Source organism: Campylobacter anatolicus, from assembly GCF_018145655.1.
Classification (GTDB): domain Bacteria; phylum Campylobacterota; class Campylobacteria; order Campylobacterales; family Campylobacteraceae; genus Campylobacter_A; species Campylobacter_A anatolicus.
Genome location: NZ_JAGSSY010000008.1, coordinates 15242 through 31807, shown reverse-complemented (window position 1 = coordinate 31807; position 16566 = coordinate 15242). Strand labels below are relative to the sequence as shown.

Genomic DNA, 16566 nt, shown 5'->3' with positions numbered 1-16566 from the left:
TATCAAGAGCAAAGGACAACACTACAAGCGGTTTTAACATTGTAAGCGTGATTATGACGGCTTTTTTCGCTCACGCTTTCTTTTGTATATTTTTTATAGCAGTTATTCAAATTTTAGATATTACTTATATAGAGGAGGCAAATTTTTTTAGTGGTAAGATTTTTAAAATCTTTTGGGCGGATGGCGAAGCACAAGTTTTTGCCCTAGCAGGTGCGAGTAAAACTATGGACGCTTTGGGTGCTTACGCTAGTTTGCACTTAGCACAAACAGTTACAAAGCTTTTATTGGTATGTATCCCTATTTTGGTTTTGGTTGGAAGTATGGCTTACGGTGTTTATCAAGGCACGAAAGATACTTACAAGCAAGACTATTTAGGGGTAATTACTTTTATGATTGTAAGCATTATTATATCGTCTATCATCTATATAGCGTGGGCGTATATAGCAAGTGAGGCGTTGTTTTTGCCTGACGGAAAAAATCTTTTTAATATGATTTCTGAATTTTGGCAAAAACAACTTTTAAACTAGAAAACAAATTTTTTAAAAGGAGATAAAAATGGTATGTCCATTATGTAAAGAGGGAACTATTAAAGTTCGTGAGAATACTCAGGTTTATTGCACTAATTACGAAACTCGTAAGGACGGCAAGGATTGGATTAATGTCGGTAGTTGTAATTTTCATATACCTTTTAATCAAAAGGCTTTTGGCAAAAAACTAAGTGAAGCAGATATGAAAAAACTACTTAATGGCGAGAAGCTTAAAAACGCTCAGGGCGATATTTTAGAGCTAGACCTATCAAATCCAAACGGTGATTTTTTTACAAAAATCACATTTGCCCCACGCCCTGAGGACAGGGATTTTTAAGGAGAAAAACAGATGAAAAAACTATCTATTCTTGCACTACTTTTAGTGGCAAATTTTGCCTTTGGTGCAGGGGAATTTGACAATGTAAATAACGTTGTAAGTAACCTAGACCAGACAGCAAGTGCTACCGCAGGTTTAGGATTAAAAACAATTATGGCGTGGTTGCCGATAGGCTTATTTTTAACAGGTGTTATCTTAGGCTATACATATTCTAAGAAAAAAGCCGACCAAGAGCAAGACAGCAACAAGGTTATATATACTTGCATTATTGCCGCCGTTTTAGGTGCGATAGTAGGCGTTTTAATAGACGCTTTAATAGGTGCTTTCTTAATGCAAGATAGTGCAAAAGGCTTACAGGTGCTAAAAGATTATTGGACTAATGCTTTGGGCGTTTAAGCAAAATTTTAAGTGGTGTAAAAGCCACTTAAATTCTTTTTTATAGGGTGGAAAATGAAAAAAATAGTTGTATTTTTTATGACAGTTAATGTAGCTTTTGGTGCGTGTGTAAAAGTTGATTGCACTGCTACAATACAAACAGCGAAACAACAGGCGATTACAAAAGTGCAACAGTCTTACGCTAAAAATCAACAAGCACAGGCAAGACTAGAAGAGGCTTATAACCGTTATAATGAGGCACTAGATAAGCAAAATGAACTTTTATACAAAATACAAACTATAAAAAAAGAAACCTTGCTAGAAGAGAAAGAGATTAACGCTTTTTTGAAAAAGCATAACTTGCTTAGAAGCAAAAACATAGATATAAAAAATAATGAGGATTTTTAAGTGGGAATGCCGATTTTTCTTACAATAGTTTTAGTTTCTTTTGTTATTTTTTACAGTTTGTTATTGCCAAACAGTAGAAAAGATGAAAAAGAGATTTTTTTTATGGTCGGAACGCTTAGTATTTTAGTAATATGGGGCGTGTGGGTTTTATCTTATGTGGGCGAGAGTAAAAAGCCTTACGAAACTTTGCCTTTCTATTTTTACGCAGTTTTTATAGTTGCGTTTGTATTTGCTTACAAATACTTAAAAAGCTTTATTAAAAAAACTAGCATAGATATTGTAGCAAAACAGCAGACCTATTGGGGGCTAAGCACAAAGGACATAGAGAATTTTTATAATTACAGACGTATTTTAAAAGATGATAGGGTAGAAACAAAAATTAATGCTCTTAGTAAGAAATTTTACAGAAATTACGACAACACGCATAAATATTTAACGGCCAATCTATTTTTTGAGTTAAAAGAGTTGAAATTGCTTGAAATAGGTAAAATTGATGAAATAAACGCCGTTTATCTATATAAAGTTATCTTTGACAAGATAAAAGAGCTAAACAAGCAGTCGGAGCTAAACCCTGATTATCAAAAAATACTAGAAGAAAACGGCAATATCGCAGAGTATTTTTTGATTGATAGTTGGCTTAGATTTACAAAACTTTACAATATAGGCTTAGCAAATTTAGAGATTTTAGCAACAAATTTTACACAAGAGCAGTTGGTCGGTGCGATAGATAACGCAGATTTAAACAGTGTAAAAAGACACGGTGCAAGTCTATATTTTAAATATGCGTTGTTTAAGGACTTAATCCCTGATGATATTTTAAACGAGAACGACAACACGCAGAAAAGAAAAAATAGCAGTAACAACAGCAGAGAGGACAGGGATTTTTAAATGGCACAACAAATTGAGTATTTAGAAGAGCGATATTTTTTACCTGATAGAGAAACCTTAAAGAGCATTTTTAAAAAAGATGAACTTTTTAGATATTTTGTATATGCAATCTGTGGTATTGGCTTGATTTGTAGCATAGTTTGTTTAGTTGGCAAAGGCGGACAAGCAACAGATTTTATAGCTAGAAGTTTTTTAGCGTTGTCGGCTTTGTTTTGTTTTGGACTTTACGTTAGCCGTGATAAGCAAAGCAAGAAAAAAGAAAATGAGAATATCACGCCTAACGAGCCGACCGCAAAACCTTATATGTTAAATATAGGCTTTGAGGCTAAAAAGCTTTTTGGTAGTGCGGTAAAGACAGTAAAAGCCCCTAATAACTTAATTAGACCGCTTTTGCTAGATACAGAGCAGTTTAAACGGCATATGCTAATAATGGCAACTATCGGAGCAGGAAAATCAGTTTTTATGAAAGGTATGATAGAACAACAGCTACTTTTGGGCGGTGGCGGTTTGTGTGTAGATGGTAAGGGAACGGCGGAGTTTGCAAAAGAAATTTACGGACTTTGCGTTGCACTTGGCAGAGAGGACGACTTTATACACATAAATTTCTTAGATATGGATAACACGCATACTGTAAATCCGCTTTTAAGTGGTAGTGCAGAGGCACTTTATGAAATTTTAATAGCTTTACTTGCAGGAGAAGAAAACGAGTGGAAAGCTAAACAAAAAGAGTTTATGAAAAATATTTTAAAGCTTTTGGTGTGGCGTAGAGATAACGAAAATTTAGCGTTAGATTTTGCGGTTTTAAGCGAATATATGACGTTGCAAAAAATCGTTAAGGATGCATTAAAGTATAGAGATTTTGCATACAGTAGCACGGCTATACAAGATTATATAATGTTTGCAAGTTCATCAATAGGCATAGATTATCAGGATTTTCTTATAAAAAAAGACAAGATGTTTGAAGATAAATGTATGGAGCAGAGCGGTAACACAGATTTACAGGGCGTTTATGACGCTAGTATGTCGGCTCAGGCGTGGCGTGGCATTATAACTAACCTTAAAAGCGATTATGGCAAGGTTTTTAACACGCAAACGCCTACAATTTCAATGTGGGAAGCAGTGCAAAGAAACAAATTTATTTTTGTAACTTTGCCGACAATGGCGAGTGATACAACTCCAAAAGATTTAGGACGGCTTATTTTAGGCTTGATTAAGGGCGTTGCAGCCGAAAAGGCAGAAAAAGCCGTAGAGCCTAAAATACCGTTTGTTTGTTGGTTTGATGAGGCAGGAAGCTATATTATTGAGGGCTTTGGTAGGCTTATGAGTAAATCACGAAGTTTGGGTATTTCAGTTATACCGATTTTTCAATCTGTATCACAGATTAACGCAGTTGGTAAGCTTGTAGGAAGCGAAAGCACCGAATTAACAGAGATAAAAGACGTTACAGGAACACACATTTTAATGAAAAATATCAATCCTGAGGCTACTGAGTTTTATTCTAAATTGGTTGAAGAGAAGAAATTCATTGATATGGAGTATAGCGACCGCAGAACAGGCATAAAAGGTAGCATAGGAGCAGAAGACCGCTACAAAGTAGAAAAAGAACAAGCAATTAAGCACAAAGAGGTTATAGCGATGAATAACGGCGAGATGATAGTATTTAATGACGGTAAAGTGTATAGAGCCAGTAGCGTAACCGAAAATTCACTCAAATTTGGCAAAAAAATCACTTATGAGGCAAAAGAGATGTCAAAACCGATACCGATAACCGAACATATACCTAAAAAAGAATTTTTGGCTCAGATGTATAGACTTTATAGCCGATTAGATGAAAAAAGGTAGCATAATGAGAAAATTTATTTTATCGCTTTTAATGGTTGCTAGTAGTGCTTTTGGTTATTGCCCTACTGGGTGTGTAGATAACGGTATAGGTGTAAGTTTGGGCGAACAATCAATCGCAAATTTTACAGCACTTGACGCAGAAACCGCAACTGTGATAGGCGAGATTATCGCTAAAATTCATCAGGCACACCAAATTTTAGAAGTACAGTCAAAAGAAATTCTAATACAAAATCAAAAATTACTACAATTACAGGCGGAAGTAAAGCAAGAAATTCTTTTTAATGAGAAAATCATAAATAAGCTACAAAGCAACATTAACACGCAAGAAAGCGAGTTAAAAAAATGAAAAAGTTAGCTTTTTTGCTTATTTTTATAGCAAATTTACTTTTTGCTAATTCTCCATCAGCGTTGGCAAATTTAACCGTAGAGCATAAGGCGGTAAATCCGACACACGCCATACAGTTACAAACGATAATTAACAAAAAGGAGCTAGAAAAATTTATATTGCTTAGTAAATCAAATTTTTTATTTGAGCTAAACAAATATAAAACTTTGCTTTACAATCACGCAGTTATCATATATCAAAAAGGGTTTTACAATGCAGGGAAATCTAAATAATCAAAAATGGGATAGCATTTTAGATACACTCTACAAAGAGCAGTATAGACTAAAACTTGGCATTTTATATATGCTTTGTAGTGGTTTTGGTGTGTTTATGATATGTTTTAGCTACTTTTTACTTAGCATATATAGCTTAGATTTAGATAGGGTTTTAACAATATACTTAGCAGGTATGGCAGTTTATTATAAATTCTTTTTTAGAGCTACAAAGGACGGCTATTTTTACAGGGTATTTTTACTAAAAATAATATCGGATTTTAGAAGAAAGACCGATGAAGCATTAAGGCAGAATTTAAAAGAAAATTCAGCCAAAAAACTAACAAGCAATAAGGAGATTTAAGATGAAAAAAATAATTTTAACAAGTGCGATAATCACAAGTTTTACACTTGCAAATCCGCTAGATAGTGTTACCGAAGTTGGAAAAGAAATCGGAGGCTTTATCGGAAAGACAGGGAGAATAATAAATAGTGGTTTTGACCTACTAGGTAGCCTTTTTGACAAAATAGACGAGCTAAGTTATGGCACATTGTCAAAATGTTACCCTATATCAACGCCAAAGGTTGATTTATGCGATAGGTTGCCTGATTTGGAGGCAAGAATACCTAATGTTTGCTCTTTATACCCTTACAGCACAGGAAACTACTCAAAAGTTTATAGCTCAAATGAGTATCTAAAAAAATACTGCTCTACACGAGATAAACAAAAGGGCAAAGAGAGCGGAACGATTGATACAGTGCAAACTAGCTCACAAGAAATTAGCAGTAGTAAGACAGGTGGCGGTAAATACAGCGGTGGCTCAACGCCTAAACAGCATTACGGTAGTGGCGGTAATGGTAGCTTTGGTAATGTAATATCTGAAAAAAGTGCTAGCAACACAGCCTTTATAAGTGAGAAATGGGATAATTTAAAGGCAATAGATGACTATTCAAAAGCAAGTGGCAAAGCAGTAAAAGATATTACGCCTGATGATATAGTGGCTACTTTACCTGCAACACAGGACGACTATTTCAAAGAGCGTGATAACTTGGTAGCACCATTAACGGCGGATTTAATAGAGTATTCGCCTTATAACGTGGCAATTATGCTAGAACAGGAGCTTAAATCTTTACAGGGAACGAGTGCGAAAAACAAAGCGGATAATATAATTAACACGGCACTAAGAAAACTTGAAGAGGGAGATATACAGCGTAAAGGCTTTGCATTAAATTTGTATAGAAATAAAGACGACCTTATTTATACAAGTCAAGAATTTGTAAAGCTTTTTAGAGATGATAAAAAGATTGAAACCGTTGCAAAAATTAAAGAGCAACAGCTAAGAGAGGTTAAAATTTTAGCAGATATTGACGAAGAGGCACAAACAAGAAAAAATTTACTCTTATTGACCGAACAAAAGGCGTTAATAATGAACGAGAAATTTAATCGTGATTTGATAAGACAAGAAATTAACAGCTTGATTAACTGAAAGGCTTAAAAATGGAAAATAGATTAATAAAATTAGAAGAAGACAACGAAGATATAGTTAGTGCTATCAAAGAGCTATCAAAAATGGTAGCCTCTTTGAAAAAAGATATAAATTTCGTAGCAGGTATCTTTAAAGCACAACAAAAGAAAAATGAAGACGAGATAGGCAATATACACGACGATTTAAACAAACTAGAAGAAGAGAGCAGACGTTTTGCTATGCAAATTGAAAAAAATTCATCAGTTGGCGAAGATATTTCAGCTAGTTATATTGAAAGACTAATAAGTGATGACGCATTAGAACGTAGTAACAAAGTTATTGAGGAAGTAGAAAAAATAATGCAAAAGTATATTAGTCAGATAAATTATAAAAAAGCGAGGTAAAGAAAATGAGTAAATTTGCAAAAGAGTTTAACGATAGAAGCGAACAAAGAAAGGCACAAAGAGAGCAACGACGAGGCAGTATCTCTTTATCATCGCAAGATATTCTTAGCACAAAAGTAGAAGTTTTACTGCTTTTAAAGCTATTAGAAGACTTAATACCAAAAGACGTAAAAAAGATTTTTAAAAAGCGAGATAGAGAAGAGCTTATAGACGTTGAATTGATAAAAGATGACTTTAAGTATATAGGAACTAATAAGGCTGAAAATCTTTTAGTTGATAAAAACATAAGGGATAGTATAGAGTATAAGCAAACCGCACAAATAGGATACGACTATGTCGGTAAAGCTTTTGAGATTGTAGAGAAATACGAAAAAGGGGGAAAACTCAATGAAGTTTTTGAGGATAAAGAATTTCAAGATATTGTCAAAAAGCTATACCCTAACGAATTTGAAGAAAAAATGAACGAGTGGAAAGATAAGCTCAACGAAAAACAGGGCAATAAATCAGAAAACACGGTTGTTAATATTAATACAGTCAACAGCTCAGTTGTAAGACAAGTTAATCATCAAAACAGCGGTAGCAGTAGCGGCGGCGTTGTAAAACAAAGGTAGGGAAATGATAAGGCTATTTTTACTTTTTTTTGCTTTAACGCAAATTTTAACAGCCGACGTGGCTAGTCAATATAAAGAGGCTGAGGCAAATTTATTTACTGCCGATGATAGTAAAATCAAGGGGCAATGTTTGCCGACTTGTCGTAAGGTTAATACAGGTTGGGTGGCATTAGTTACGGATTTTGACCCTAAAACAGGTGTAACATATTGTAGCGTTTTTAATGAAAACGACTTAGATAATCCGCTAGGAGTAGGAGCAAATACGGTTAATGAAACTTGTATAGCACAAACAAATCAAGAAGTGCCTATTAATAACTTATGGAGCAAGAATTCAAAATTTGATGTTTCAAATTATACCTATAAGCCTAATGTTAAGACGATGACAGGCTTTTTAAGCGGTATTGTAACGCTTGACCCTGAGTTGGTTAATTATCAAAGCACTAAAAACACAGGTATGATACAGCTAAAAGACAATACGGCTATTTATGGAACAAATATAGTAGAATTCTCATCAAATCCTGAATTATCATCAACAGCGGACGTATTTAATAAGGCCAACTTAGCATATTTTTCAAATTTATACTCAGGTATGGCAGAAGTCTATACAGCTTTGCAGTATATGCTTTTAGTAGTAGTCGGCGGTTGGTTTTTTGCGGTGCTTGGCACAAGAGAATTTAATAACCGTGTAGAAAAAGAGCATAATCAAACAAAGGTTTTAAATACTCTTTTGATACCGATTTTGACCTTTGCAGTTTTCTTTATACCGATACCTGAGGATAGCGGTATGAATGGAACGATAGTCCAAAAAACTATACGTAGTGGTGCAAATTGGAGTAACTATTATGCTGATATTATAGGCTCAAAAGGCTCAGAAGTCTATATGGATAAGCTAAAAAGTAGCGTGGGAGCTTCAAATATAGAAACGGAAAAGCATTTTAGAGAAGAAGAGTTAAATATACCGCAGATTATTAATGCGTTAGAGGCAGGATTAAACGAGTGTAAAGTAAGATACCCTACTGTTACAAGTTTTATGTATGCAGAGGCTAGAAGTGCAGAAACTTACAAATTTAATAATCCCTCTTTGTCTGAGAAATATAAATTCATTGGTTGTCAAAATATAGAACACGCACTAGGTAGCTATTATGCACTACAAAGACAAAACAATATAGCCCTTAATGGCTTACAAAATAATATAAAAAACAATGAATTAAACACGCTTTTAACACAGATTGATAAGGGCGTCGAGCGTAGGCAAAATGAACTAGGTTGGATTAACTCAACAATGATACCTGCTTTATCAATTTTGGTAAATCACATACCTTTAATCACAGACGCAGACACGGCTAAAAAGCTACAAGAAGAAAACGCAAGATTGGCGGAAAAAGCTTCAAAAGATTTAGCAGAAAGAAACGAAAAAGAGAGAACAGGGACAGGAAAATGGCTATCGTTTGAACCTCAGTTTTTGGGTAATTTAGCATATTTTATTTTGCCTGGTGCAGGAGAGGTTTATAATGCTCTTTATGGTTTTTATAAAGATACCATTGGAGAGAGCATAAATAATACAGTTGGTAAAGACAATTTTCTTTCAGGAATACCACTTATAGGCAAGGCATTTAAAGCAGGTGGGGCATTAATTACAGCAGGAGCAAACGCGACAGGCTCGGCTTTGTCAATGGTTGCAGTAGTTTATTTGTTTGATAAAGCTTTATCATTTATACCGCTAACGGTAGCAGTGGTAGCCTCAGCACTTGCTTTTATCGGCTACATTATGGAGCTTACTAAATTTTTCTATATATCGCCGTTTGTAACAGCATTTTCACTTACGATAGGCAAACAGGCTAAAATAGTTGAGTTTTTAACAACAGGCATAGCAATTTTCTTAAAGCCTATTTTAATTGTCCTCTTTATCTATCTAGCACTATTTTTATACACGCTTTTCACAGATATTTTTATAGTGTATGCAATAGAGCAAATGGCAATGATGAGAGAGGCAACAAGTCAGTTGCCATTAAATTTGGTTTATGCGGTATTTAACGTATTATTTAGCATAATAGGAACTATCGGTGCAACTTACATTATGTGGAAGACTATTTTAACAGCCCCTACTTGGGTTTTAAAATTGGTTGGATTAAATAATAGCGGTATTAGCAATGTTACAGAGCAGTTTAGTAATAGGCTTGAAAGGTATAGTTTTCAGTTGTAATATGGTATAATATAACTACATTTCATATATACAAGGTTAATACAATGACTACTATAAATATAAGAGTAAGTGAAACTGATAAAAAGGCGGTAGAAAACATTTTCGCAGAGTTGGGTTTAAATCTAACTTCTGCAACAAATGCTTTTTATAAACAAGTTATTAGAAACGGTGGAATACCTTTTGAATTGAGGACAGACCCTTTTTACTCAGAAAAGAATTTGAAACGACTTAGAAAGTCAATGGCACAAATGGAAAGAAACGGCGGAACGATACACGAGGTTATATAGTGATAAAATCTTGGAGTGATGAAGCTTGGGAAGAATTTGAGTATTGGCAAAGGGAAGATAAAAAAATCTAAAAAAGATTTTGGAATTAATAAAAGATATTGATAGAAGCGGCTATCAAGGTATAGGAAATCCTGAGCCTTTAAAAGGTGAGCTAAGCCCTTATTGGAGCAGAAGAATAGATAAAAAAATAGAATTGTTTATCGCATAAAAGACAGAGCTATTGAAATAATACAGTGTGGCTCTCATTATAGAGATAAATAAAATTGTATAATACTTGATAAATAATGATAAAAAGTTGTATTATACTTTATAATAAAAGTTAGAAAGGATTTTACAATGAAAGATGAAAAAGTAGTTGTTAGACTAGACGGACAAGAGAGAATTTTAAAATTCTTTGGCGGCTTATTTTTTGCTTTTATAGCTTTGTGTGGTGGCGGTTTGGCTTCAATTATGATAGATGATAAATGGTATTGGTCGGCAGGTTTTTTAATCTTAGCATTTGTTTTACCTTGCGTTCTTTTTTCACTTGATAAATTCAATGCTTGTTTTAAAGGTGGCGAAACTTACTATAAAAGCTATTTAGATGAAATGTCTAAAAGGCAAAACTAAGGATATAAAATGCCTACAAAAGATGAATTGGCAAAACTAATTATCAGTAAGTGTTTTTGGGGCAATACTAGCTATACGCCTGAATATATACTAAAAAACATAAACGATAAGCACTTGGCAAAGCAAATTTTTAGTGCAGTTTTGCAAAGCTCAGATTTTATGGCTCGCGATTTGTCTATTATAAAAAAAGAGTATATTGTTGAGTTTTTAAACGAGCTAAGAGATAAAGACCTTAGCCACAAACAGCCCTTTTTAAGGCTAAGGCTTGACGCACTTATAAATACATATATTGACCCAACTTATCAGTTAAGGGATAGAAAATGGCACATCTAAAAGATAGATACGACAATCTATACAAGGCACAAGATAAGGTTTTAAACCTACTTGCTAAAAGCGAGTGCTTGCTATATCTAACAGGGGGGACAGCACTACAAAGATTTCATTTAGATAATTACCGCTACTCCGATGATATTGACTTATTTACGGTAGAGAGCGGAGTTAGTGCAAAGAACGAACTTGTAAATTTTATTAATTTTCTAAGAGATAGTGATTTAGACTTTAAAATAGACATAGACCATCCAAATTTTAAAAGACTATACGACAACGAAACAGGCTTGAAAATTGACTTAGTTTATGATAGCTTACCTATAATAGGCAAATTAGAAAGCAAAAATGGCTTTTTGTTAGACAATATGCAAGACATTTTTATCAATAAACTTGATGCAAGTTTTTCAAGAGAACAGGCAAGAGATTTGTTTGACATATATTGTATAATCAAAAACTCAAATTTTGACCTTTTTGACAGTATTGAGAAATTAAAAATAAAGAGTGCAAATCTGCCTGAAGCCATATGTGCGAGAATTAAAAGTTTTGTATTAACTAAAAATGGAGAAAATGATTTAAACATAAGCAACAAAGATATTTTTGAAGATTTTAAAAACAACTATAAAAAAGTTTTTAATGATTTTTTTAATATAGAAAAGAAACTAAATATCAACGATATGCTATTTGAGGCAAAAAATGCTGAGTATGACAATATGGATAGTCTAAAAGCAGAGGACAGCAAGACACAAGAAAAACAAAGCAAGGTTAGAAAGCAGAAATAAAGATGAAAAAACAACTATTAGTCTTATCGGTAGTGGCAAATTTTGCCTTTGGTGCAGTTTGGAGCAGTAGCGTTATCGACGGTATAAATCAAGCTTTTGCAGAATATAATCAGGTTGTAACTTCTGAAAACAAAACAGTTATAAGCAACTATAATAAAATGAGTAATACGGTTATTGATAAAATCGTTAAAAATGACGAGCTAAAAAGAGAGCTTTTAACAAATCATAGAGAGCTATTAAAAGAGGAAACATTAGAGAGTAGCAGTGTCAATAATGAGCTTAACAGGCTTAAAAAATTAGTCAATAATGAGGCAACGCAGGGCGGAGAAAAGAAATGAAAAAAACTCTTTTAATCTTAGCAGTTACAGCAGTTACAGCGTTTGCGTGTCTGTGTGCGGTAGATATAAACACAGGATTTCAAAAATCTAGCACTCATATATCATCTATCATAGATAAAGCAACAAGCGAGATAGAAAGCAATTTAATACCTAACATAAACAAAAACACAAATGATATTTTGGAGCAAAATAGGGAGCTTGAAAAGCTACTTTTGGCTTATCAGACAGAGCTTTTGCAAAAAAAAGAGATACTTTTTTTACTTGACAAACACAACAAACTACTAAAATAAAAATCCACTAAAAAAACTTTACTTTCATAAAATAATTTGCCTTATGCGATTAAGGCAAATTGTAAATATTTGTATAATAAAATAAAATTATAATATATTTTTGTATAATACTATACAATTTTTTTAATTATTTTTGATATAATTATACAAAATATTTTTTAAGGAGCTACACAATGGCAAGACAACCTAATTTTACACAGGATAATCAGGTTTCGGAATTCGCAGAGTGGGCGGACGAGTATATAGCTGAAAATGAGGTAAATTTAGAGCAAAATTTATCTTATAACAACGAGAGTATCAAGGTTAGAGATATGTTCGAGCATATAGCAAATAATACAGACGTTGAAGCTAAAAGGCAGTTTGTAAGCAAATTTGAAAACAGCTCACGAAACAACACCTTTAAAGGCGATATATACGAAAATTCTAAGCCCTATTATGGCGATATAAAACGTAACTACAATCAAAGAGGCGGTTTTAAATACAAATTACCTGAGCCTGACCCTAAATTTAATGATTGGTTTGACCTTTTTGCAGAACAAAATCAGCTTGGCAGAAATGATATATTTAGCGTAAAAGGTTTTAAGGAAAAGGAATTTAGACAGATTACTTTCGGACAAATTGAATTTTACGTGAAAAATAGAGCTAAGCCTGAAACAAGAGAAAAATTTAAGGCTAGTGTAGAAGAAGGTATCGCACAAGGTAAGCTAATCTCATATTTATCAAACGCAAGTAGTGGTTTTAAGATTAAAGAGCGTGAAGAGATAAAAGAGAGAGCTAAGCAAGAGTGGGTAGACAGTAAAAAAAATGAGTGGAAAAATATCAGAGATGAAGCAAATAATATAGCTAAGAGCTTTGACGAGATAGAAGCACAGCTTAAAAATTCTGCGACAGCAGAAAAAGCACTTGCAACGTATTATAGCTATATAAAGCAGTTTGGGTATTTATACAACTATTCAGCAAGAAACGTTTTACTTATTAAAGGGCAATTAGAAAACAGGGGTATTAGCAGCGGACACGTCGTTAAATCTGAAAAAGATTGGGCGGAGCTTGGTATTGATGTAAAAGGCTTGGCGTTAAATGTGATTATACCGACTGAAAAAACAGTTTATGAAAAAGAAAAAATCACTGACGAAAACGGCGAAGAAATTTATATTTTTAAACTTGATGAAAACGGCAAAAAAATACCTTTACTTGATGAAAACGGCAAACCTAAGACTGAAACAGGATTTAGCCTTAGCGGTAAGGTTTATGACGTAGCACAGACCGACGCATACCAAAAAGGTTATAAAAAAATGGCTGACTTTATGGAAATTGAGGGTATGAAAATAAATCAAGATTTTTTCAACTCAGTAAAAGACTTGATTAGTAATACTTACGATATAGATATTTTTGCAAGACCGCTAGAAAAAACTCACAGCGGTTATGCGACCATAAACACCACGACTAATAGAAAAGAAATTCATATTGATACATTAAACACCACGACAGAACAACGGTTAGCAATCTTACTACACGAAACAGGACACCAACTACTGCACTTTAAAAAGGGCGAAACAATAAAAGACCCTAGTGTTAAATCAAGACGTGAGGCTGAGGCTGAAAGTTTTGCTTATGTTTTGGGTAAGCAATTTGGAATTAAAATACCGTCGACGGAGTATATTTTGGGTTATATGCAAAATATGCCAGAGGCAAGTTTGCAAGATGTATTTAATAACGTGCATAGAGCAGTAAAGGACATAAATACAAAAATTAACATTAATGAAATGGTGCAAAAAGAGATAGAAAGACAGCTACAAGAAACGGTAAATTCGACTAAAATTGATTTAGCAGAGGTGGTTAATCAGGATACAGAAATTAAGCAAACACCGAAAAAACAATCAATGTTTAGCGATGTTTTAGCAGAAATTGACAACGAAGATTACAGCGAATTTAAGAGCTTAGAAACCGAGTTTAAAAATATTCAAGAACCACAGCACAAACAGGCACGACAGGAAGCAGAAGTTGAAAAGCAACAGCATACAACAAAACAAAGACCTAAACAGTAAAGAGGTGCAAGATGAAAGATAATAATAGACTTGACCTGACAAAAATAAATTTTGACAACTGTATTGAAGCGGTGCAAAATTCAGGGCAAGGTTTTAAAACAAATGAGAGCTTAGCTATTGAGTGCATAAGGGAGTATTTTACGGCTTATGGCAATAGTGAAAAGTCTTTGACCCATTATGTAAATAATGCCTTACAAGTAAATTTTACTGAGGACGATATAACAAACATAGCTTAATTAACAATGGCAAAGTGCGACAGTGATTATTCTTGGCAAGACAAAGAATATAGTTTGCAAGATATAGCACAAGATAGCAAACAATTTAAAGAGCCTGAAACTAATAAATCAGCAGTGCATAAGCAAAAATAAGAAAGGATAGAAAGATGTTAAAGTTAGATGACAATCAAGTTGTAGAGGCGAAAGAAATTTACAATAGATTAGTAAGTGTCTATAAAGAAAAGGCGAGTTATGAAACTCTTAAAAAACAGCGTGAAGATAGATTAAAAGAGGAAATAGCGAGTATTTGCGATGTTAGAGATAAAGAGGGTAACGCTTTAGCAAGTAAGGTTAAAATGCCTCTTTTACTAGCCGTGATTATGGAGAAATACAGGGATAAAGATAATGCAAAAGAGATAGAGTATGAAACAATGCAGAGATACAAAAAAGCTTTAAAAGATATAGACGTAGAAGTAATTAACGGCTTTTTACACTGCGTTGATGAAGTAGCAGAAACAAAATCTAGCATAAAAGAGGTCTTTGCAGATAGCACCTTATTAGATAAAGATACTTGTAAGGCACTTGATGACTTGGCAAAAGAGCAATATAAAACTTTACTAGCTGATGAAATGGAAAAGGCAGGTTACGAGCAAAAGGGCATTAAAGATAATAGCGAGTTTGAAGAGATAAAAGATAGTCTAATTAAAATCTTGGATATAGGGGCGTAAAACGCCCTCTAAAAATCAAATAACGCCTTTTTCTCTTAAAAGCTCTCTAATAAATTCTGAGCCACTACCTATATTGTTATCATTTAAATATTGCTGAAATTTATTGTAGTCATCTAGTCTAAAATTGACACTAAAATTTCTATGCTCTACACGCTTTCTTGGTTGTCTTAAAACTACTTTTGGTTGTGTATCGGCAATAGCTCCACTTTCGCTAACCTCGCTACCGTCTATAATTGCACGAAGTGCTATATCGTTAAGTTCTTTACTCATTTTTTACTCCTTAGTTTTTTGTGCTATAATTATGTTTTCAATCTCATTGAAAAGGTCTGTAAGTTCGCTTATAGCCTTTTCATCTCTTTTAGCTCCATCGTCCTCAAATACAGCTCCGCCCTGAGCCACTGAGAATTTAATCCTTGCTCTATCTCTTACGATACTATCTAAAAATTTAAAACGCTCTTTGCCACGTAAAGGGTTTTTTATGAAATTTAGATTTGTCAAGCTAGGGTGTATTCTATTTATTACGATATATGTTTTTAGATTACGATTGATATTCTTTGAAATTTCATTTAGAATTCTATCAAAGTCAAGTAGTCGCATAATCTCAACAGGGCTATCACTAACAGGCGTTATAATGATGTCTGAAAATGCTAAGGCTATACGGTTAAACGCACTATCAAAACCGCCTGTATCTATGATGATTTTTTTATTTTCATCAACAGTTTTTAAGTAGCTCAAAAATTCGTTAGGCTCTTTAAACTGTAAAATATCTAGCACAGGCTTTAAGCCAACTGCATTACGGATATTGTTAAAATTTGAAATACTATGCTGACCGTCTAAGTCAATCACGGTAATGTCTCCATTGTTTAGCTTGTTATATATAGCATAATTAAACGACAATAGCGTTTTACCAACTCCGCCTTTTGGGTGTGAAAATACAATAATCATTTCTTAATTCCTTTCTTATACTTATCCTTTAAATATAAATATAATTATAGTATATTTATATTTATATATTACTTAAAATATAGTAATATTTTAATATATTTATATTATATTTTTACTAAAAGATTACTAATATTTTAATATATATAGTATAAAGTTACTTTAAATATATTAAGTATATATTAACTTTATACTATATATATAACAGAAATTTATTATATACTTAAAATATATTATATTGTTAGTAAAAATATAATATAAATATATTAAAATATTACTATATTTTAAGTAATATATAAATATAAATATACTATAATTATATTTATATTTAAAGGATAAGTATATCAA

General features: G+C 33.1%; 26 protein-coding genes. 24 read left to right on the top strand and 2 right to left on the bottom strand.

Going from position 1 to position 16566, the window contains the following annotated elements; translation table 11 throughout:
• From KDE13_RS09210 to KDE13_RS09100, 24 genes are all read left to right on the top strand, one after another.
• Positions 1–527, top strand: a 527-nt coding sequence (locus tag KDE13_RS09210) for a hypothetical protein (RefSeq protein ID WP_212143669.1), incomplete at its 5' end; no start/stop codon positions are given.
• A gap of 28 nt (positions 528–555) precedes the next feature.
• Complete coding sequence (locus KDE13_RS09205) at positions 556–864, top strand: hypothetical protein (protein WP_212143668.1); 309 nt, start codon at positions 556–558, stop codon at positions 862–864.
• 12 nt (positions 865–876) lie between these two features.
• Positions 877–1260, top strand: coding sequence for a hypothetical protein (locus KDE13_RS09200; RefSeq protein ID WP_212143667.1), 384 nt, complete (start codon positions 877–879; stop codon positions 1258–1260).
• Positions 1261–1314: 54 nt separating this feature from the next.
• A complete protein-coding gene (locus KDE13_RS09195) occupies positions 1315–1647 on the top strand; it encodes a hypothetical protein (protein ID WP_212143666.1) in 333 nt (110 codons plus the stop codon).
• Between the two features lie 63 nt (positions 1648–1710).
• Positions 1711–2535, top strand: coding sequence for a hypothetical protein (locus KDE13_RS09190; RefSeq protein WP_212143665.1), 825 nt, complete (start codon positions 1711–1713; stop codon positions 2533–2535).
• A complete protein-coding gene (locus tag KDE13_RS09185; RefSeq protein WP_212143664.1) occupies positions 2536–4377 on the top strand; it encodes a type IV secretory system conjugative DNA transfer family protein in 1842 nt (613 codons plus the stop codon).
• A 4-nt stretch (positions 4378–4381) separates the two neighbouring features.
• The gene (locus KDE13_RS09180) at positions 4382–4723 is read left to right on the top strand and encodes a hypothetical protein (protein WP_212143663.1); all 342 of its coding nucleotides are present in this window, start codon (positions 4382–4384) and stop codon (positions 4721–4723) included.
• Positions 4720–4995: a hypothetical protein gene (locus tag KDE13_RS09175; RefSeq protein ID WP_212143662.1), complete on the top strand. Its 276-nt coding sequence runs from the start codon at positions 4720–4722 to the stop codon at positions 4993–4995. Before KDE13_RS09180 ends, KDE13_RS09175 begins: the two co-directional genes overlap by 4 nt.
• Positions 4976–5338 carry a hypothetical protein gene (locus KDE13_RS09170; protein WP_212143661.1) on the top strand — a complete coding sequence of 121 codons (363 nt, stop codon included), beginning with the start codon at positions 4976–4978 and terminating at the stop codon, positions 5336–5338. The genes KDE13_RS09175 and KDE13_RS09170 overlap by 20 nt, the downstream gene beginning before the upstream one ends.
• 1 nt (position 5339) lies before the next feature.
• The gene (locus KDE13_RS09165) at positions 5340–6461 is read left to right on the top strand and encodes a hypothetical protein (protein WP_212143660.1); all 1122 of its coding nucleotides are present in this window, start codon (positions 5340–5342) and stop codon (positions 6459–6461) included.
• Between the two features lie 11 nt (positions 6462–6472).
• The gene (locus KDE13_RS09160) at positions 6473–6844 is read left to right on the top strand and encodes a hypothetical protein (protein WP_212143659.1); all 372 of its coding nucleotides are present in this window, start codon (positions 6473–6475) and stop codon (positions 6842–6844) included.
• 5 nt (positions 6845–6849) lie between these two features.
• Positions 6850–7455, top strand: coding sequence for a hypothetical protein (locus KDE13_RS09155; RefSeq protein WP_212143658.1), 606 nt, complete (start codon positions 6850–6852; stop codon positions 7453–7455).
• A 4-nt stretch (positions 7456–7459) separates the two neighbouring features.
• Complete coding sequence (locus tag KDE13_RS09150; RefSeq protein WP_212143657.1) at positions 7460–9658, top strand: hypothetical protein; 2199 nt, start codon at positions 7460–7462, stop codon at positions 9656–9658.
• Between the two features lie 44 nt (positions 9659–9702).
• Positions 9703–9945 carry a type II toxin-antitoxin system RelB/DinJ family antitoxin gene (locus tag KDE13_RS09145; RefSeq protein WP_212143656.1) on the top strand — a complete coding sequence of 81 codons (243 nt, stop codon included), beginning with the start codon at positions 9703–9705 and terminating at the stop codon, positions 9943–9945.
• A 79-nt stretch (positions 9946–10024) separates the two neighbouring features.
• Positions 10025–10153 (top strand): type II toxin-antitoxin system YoeB family toxin, encoded by a 129-nt coding sequence (locus tag KDE13_RS09865; RefSeq protein WP_420838383.1) that lies wholly within the window; start codon positions 10025–10027, stop codon positions 10151–10153.
• Positions 10154–10281: 128 nt separating this feature from the next.
• Positions 10282–10554: a hypothetical protein gene (locus tag KDE13_RS09135; protein ID WP_212143655.1), complete on the top strand. Its 273-nt coding sequence runs from the start codon at positions 10282–10284 to the stop codon at positions 10552–10554.
• 9 nt (positions 10555–10563) lie between these two features.
• On the top strand, positions 10564–10887 hold the full coding sequence (locus tag KDE13_RS09130; RefSeq protein ID WP_212143654.1) for a hypothetical protein: 324 nt from the start codon (positions 10564–10566) through the stop codon (positions 10885–10887).
• Positions 10875–11660 (top strand): nucleotidyl transferase AbiEii/AbiGii toxin family protein, encoded by a 786-nt coding sequence (locus KDE13_RS09125; protein WP_212143653.1) that lies wholly within the window; start codon positions 10875–10877, stop codon positions 11658–11660. Before KDE13_RS09130 ends, KDE13_RS09125 begins: the two co-directional genes overlap by 13 nt.
• A gap of 2 nt (positions 11661–11662) precedes the next feature.
• Positions 11663–11998, top strand: coding sequence for a hypothetical protein (locus tag KDE13_RS09120; protein ID WP_212143652.1), 336 nt, complete (start codon positions 11663–11665; stop codon positions 11996–11998).
• Entirely contained in the window at positions 11995–12288 is a 294-nt protein-coding gene (locus KDE13_RS09115; RefSeq protein ID WP_212143651.1) for a hypothetical protein, read from the top strand. Before KDE13_RS09120 ends, KDE13_RS09115 begins: the two co-directional genes overlap by 4 nt.
• A 173-nt stretch (positions 12289–12461) precedes the next feature.
• Positions 12462–14333: an ImmA/IrrE family metallo-endopeptidase gene (locus KDE13_RS09110; protein WP_212143650.1), complete on the top strand. Its 1872-nt coding sequence runs from the start codon at positions 12462–12464 to the stop codon at positions 14331–14333.
• Positions 14334–14344: 11 nt separating this feature from the next.
• Positions 14345–14569, top strand: coding sequence for a hypothetical protein (locus KDE13_RS09105; RefSeq protein ID WP_212143649.1), 225 nt, complete (start codon positions 14345–14347; stop codon positions 14567–14569).
• Between the two features lie 6 nt (positions 14570–14575).
• The gene (locus KDE13_RS09715; protein ID WP_267873718.1) at positions 14576–14701 is read left to right on the top strand and encodes a hypothetical protein; all 126 of its coding nucleotides are present in this window, start codon (positions 14576–14578) and stop codon (positions 14699–14701) included.
• Positions 14702–14715: 14 nt separating this feature from the next.
• Positions 14716–15276, top strand: coding sequence for a hypothetical protein (locus KDE13_RS09100; RefSeq protein ID WP_212143648.1), 561 nt, complete (start codon positions 14716–14718; stop codon positions 15274–15276).
• 15 nt (positions 15277–15291) lie between these two features.
• Here KDE13_RS09100 and KDE13_RS09095 read toward each other — a convergent pair whose 3' ends face one another.
• Together KDE13_RS09095 and KDE13_RS09090 are read right to left on the bottom strand one after the other, a co-directional pair.
• Positions 15292–15546 carry a hypothetical protein gene (locus KDE13_RS09095; protein WP_212143647.1) on the bottom strand — a complete coding sequence of 85 codons (255 nt, stop codon included), beginning with the start codon at positions 15544–15546 and terminating at the stop codon, positions 15292–15294.
• A 3-nt stretch (positions 15547–15549) separates the two neighbouring features.
• Positions 15550–16221, bottom strand: a complete 672-nt coding sequence (locus KDE13_RS09090) for a ParA family protein (RefSeq protein WP_212143646.1) — start codon at positions 16219–16221, stop codon at positions 15550–15552.
• Positions 16222–16566 lie beyond the last annotated feature (345 nt).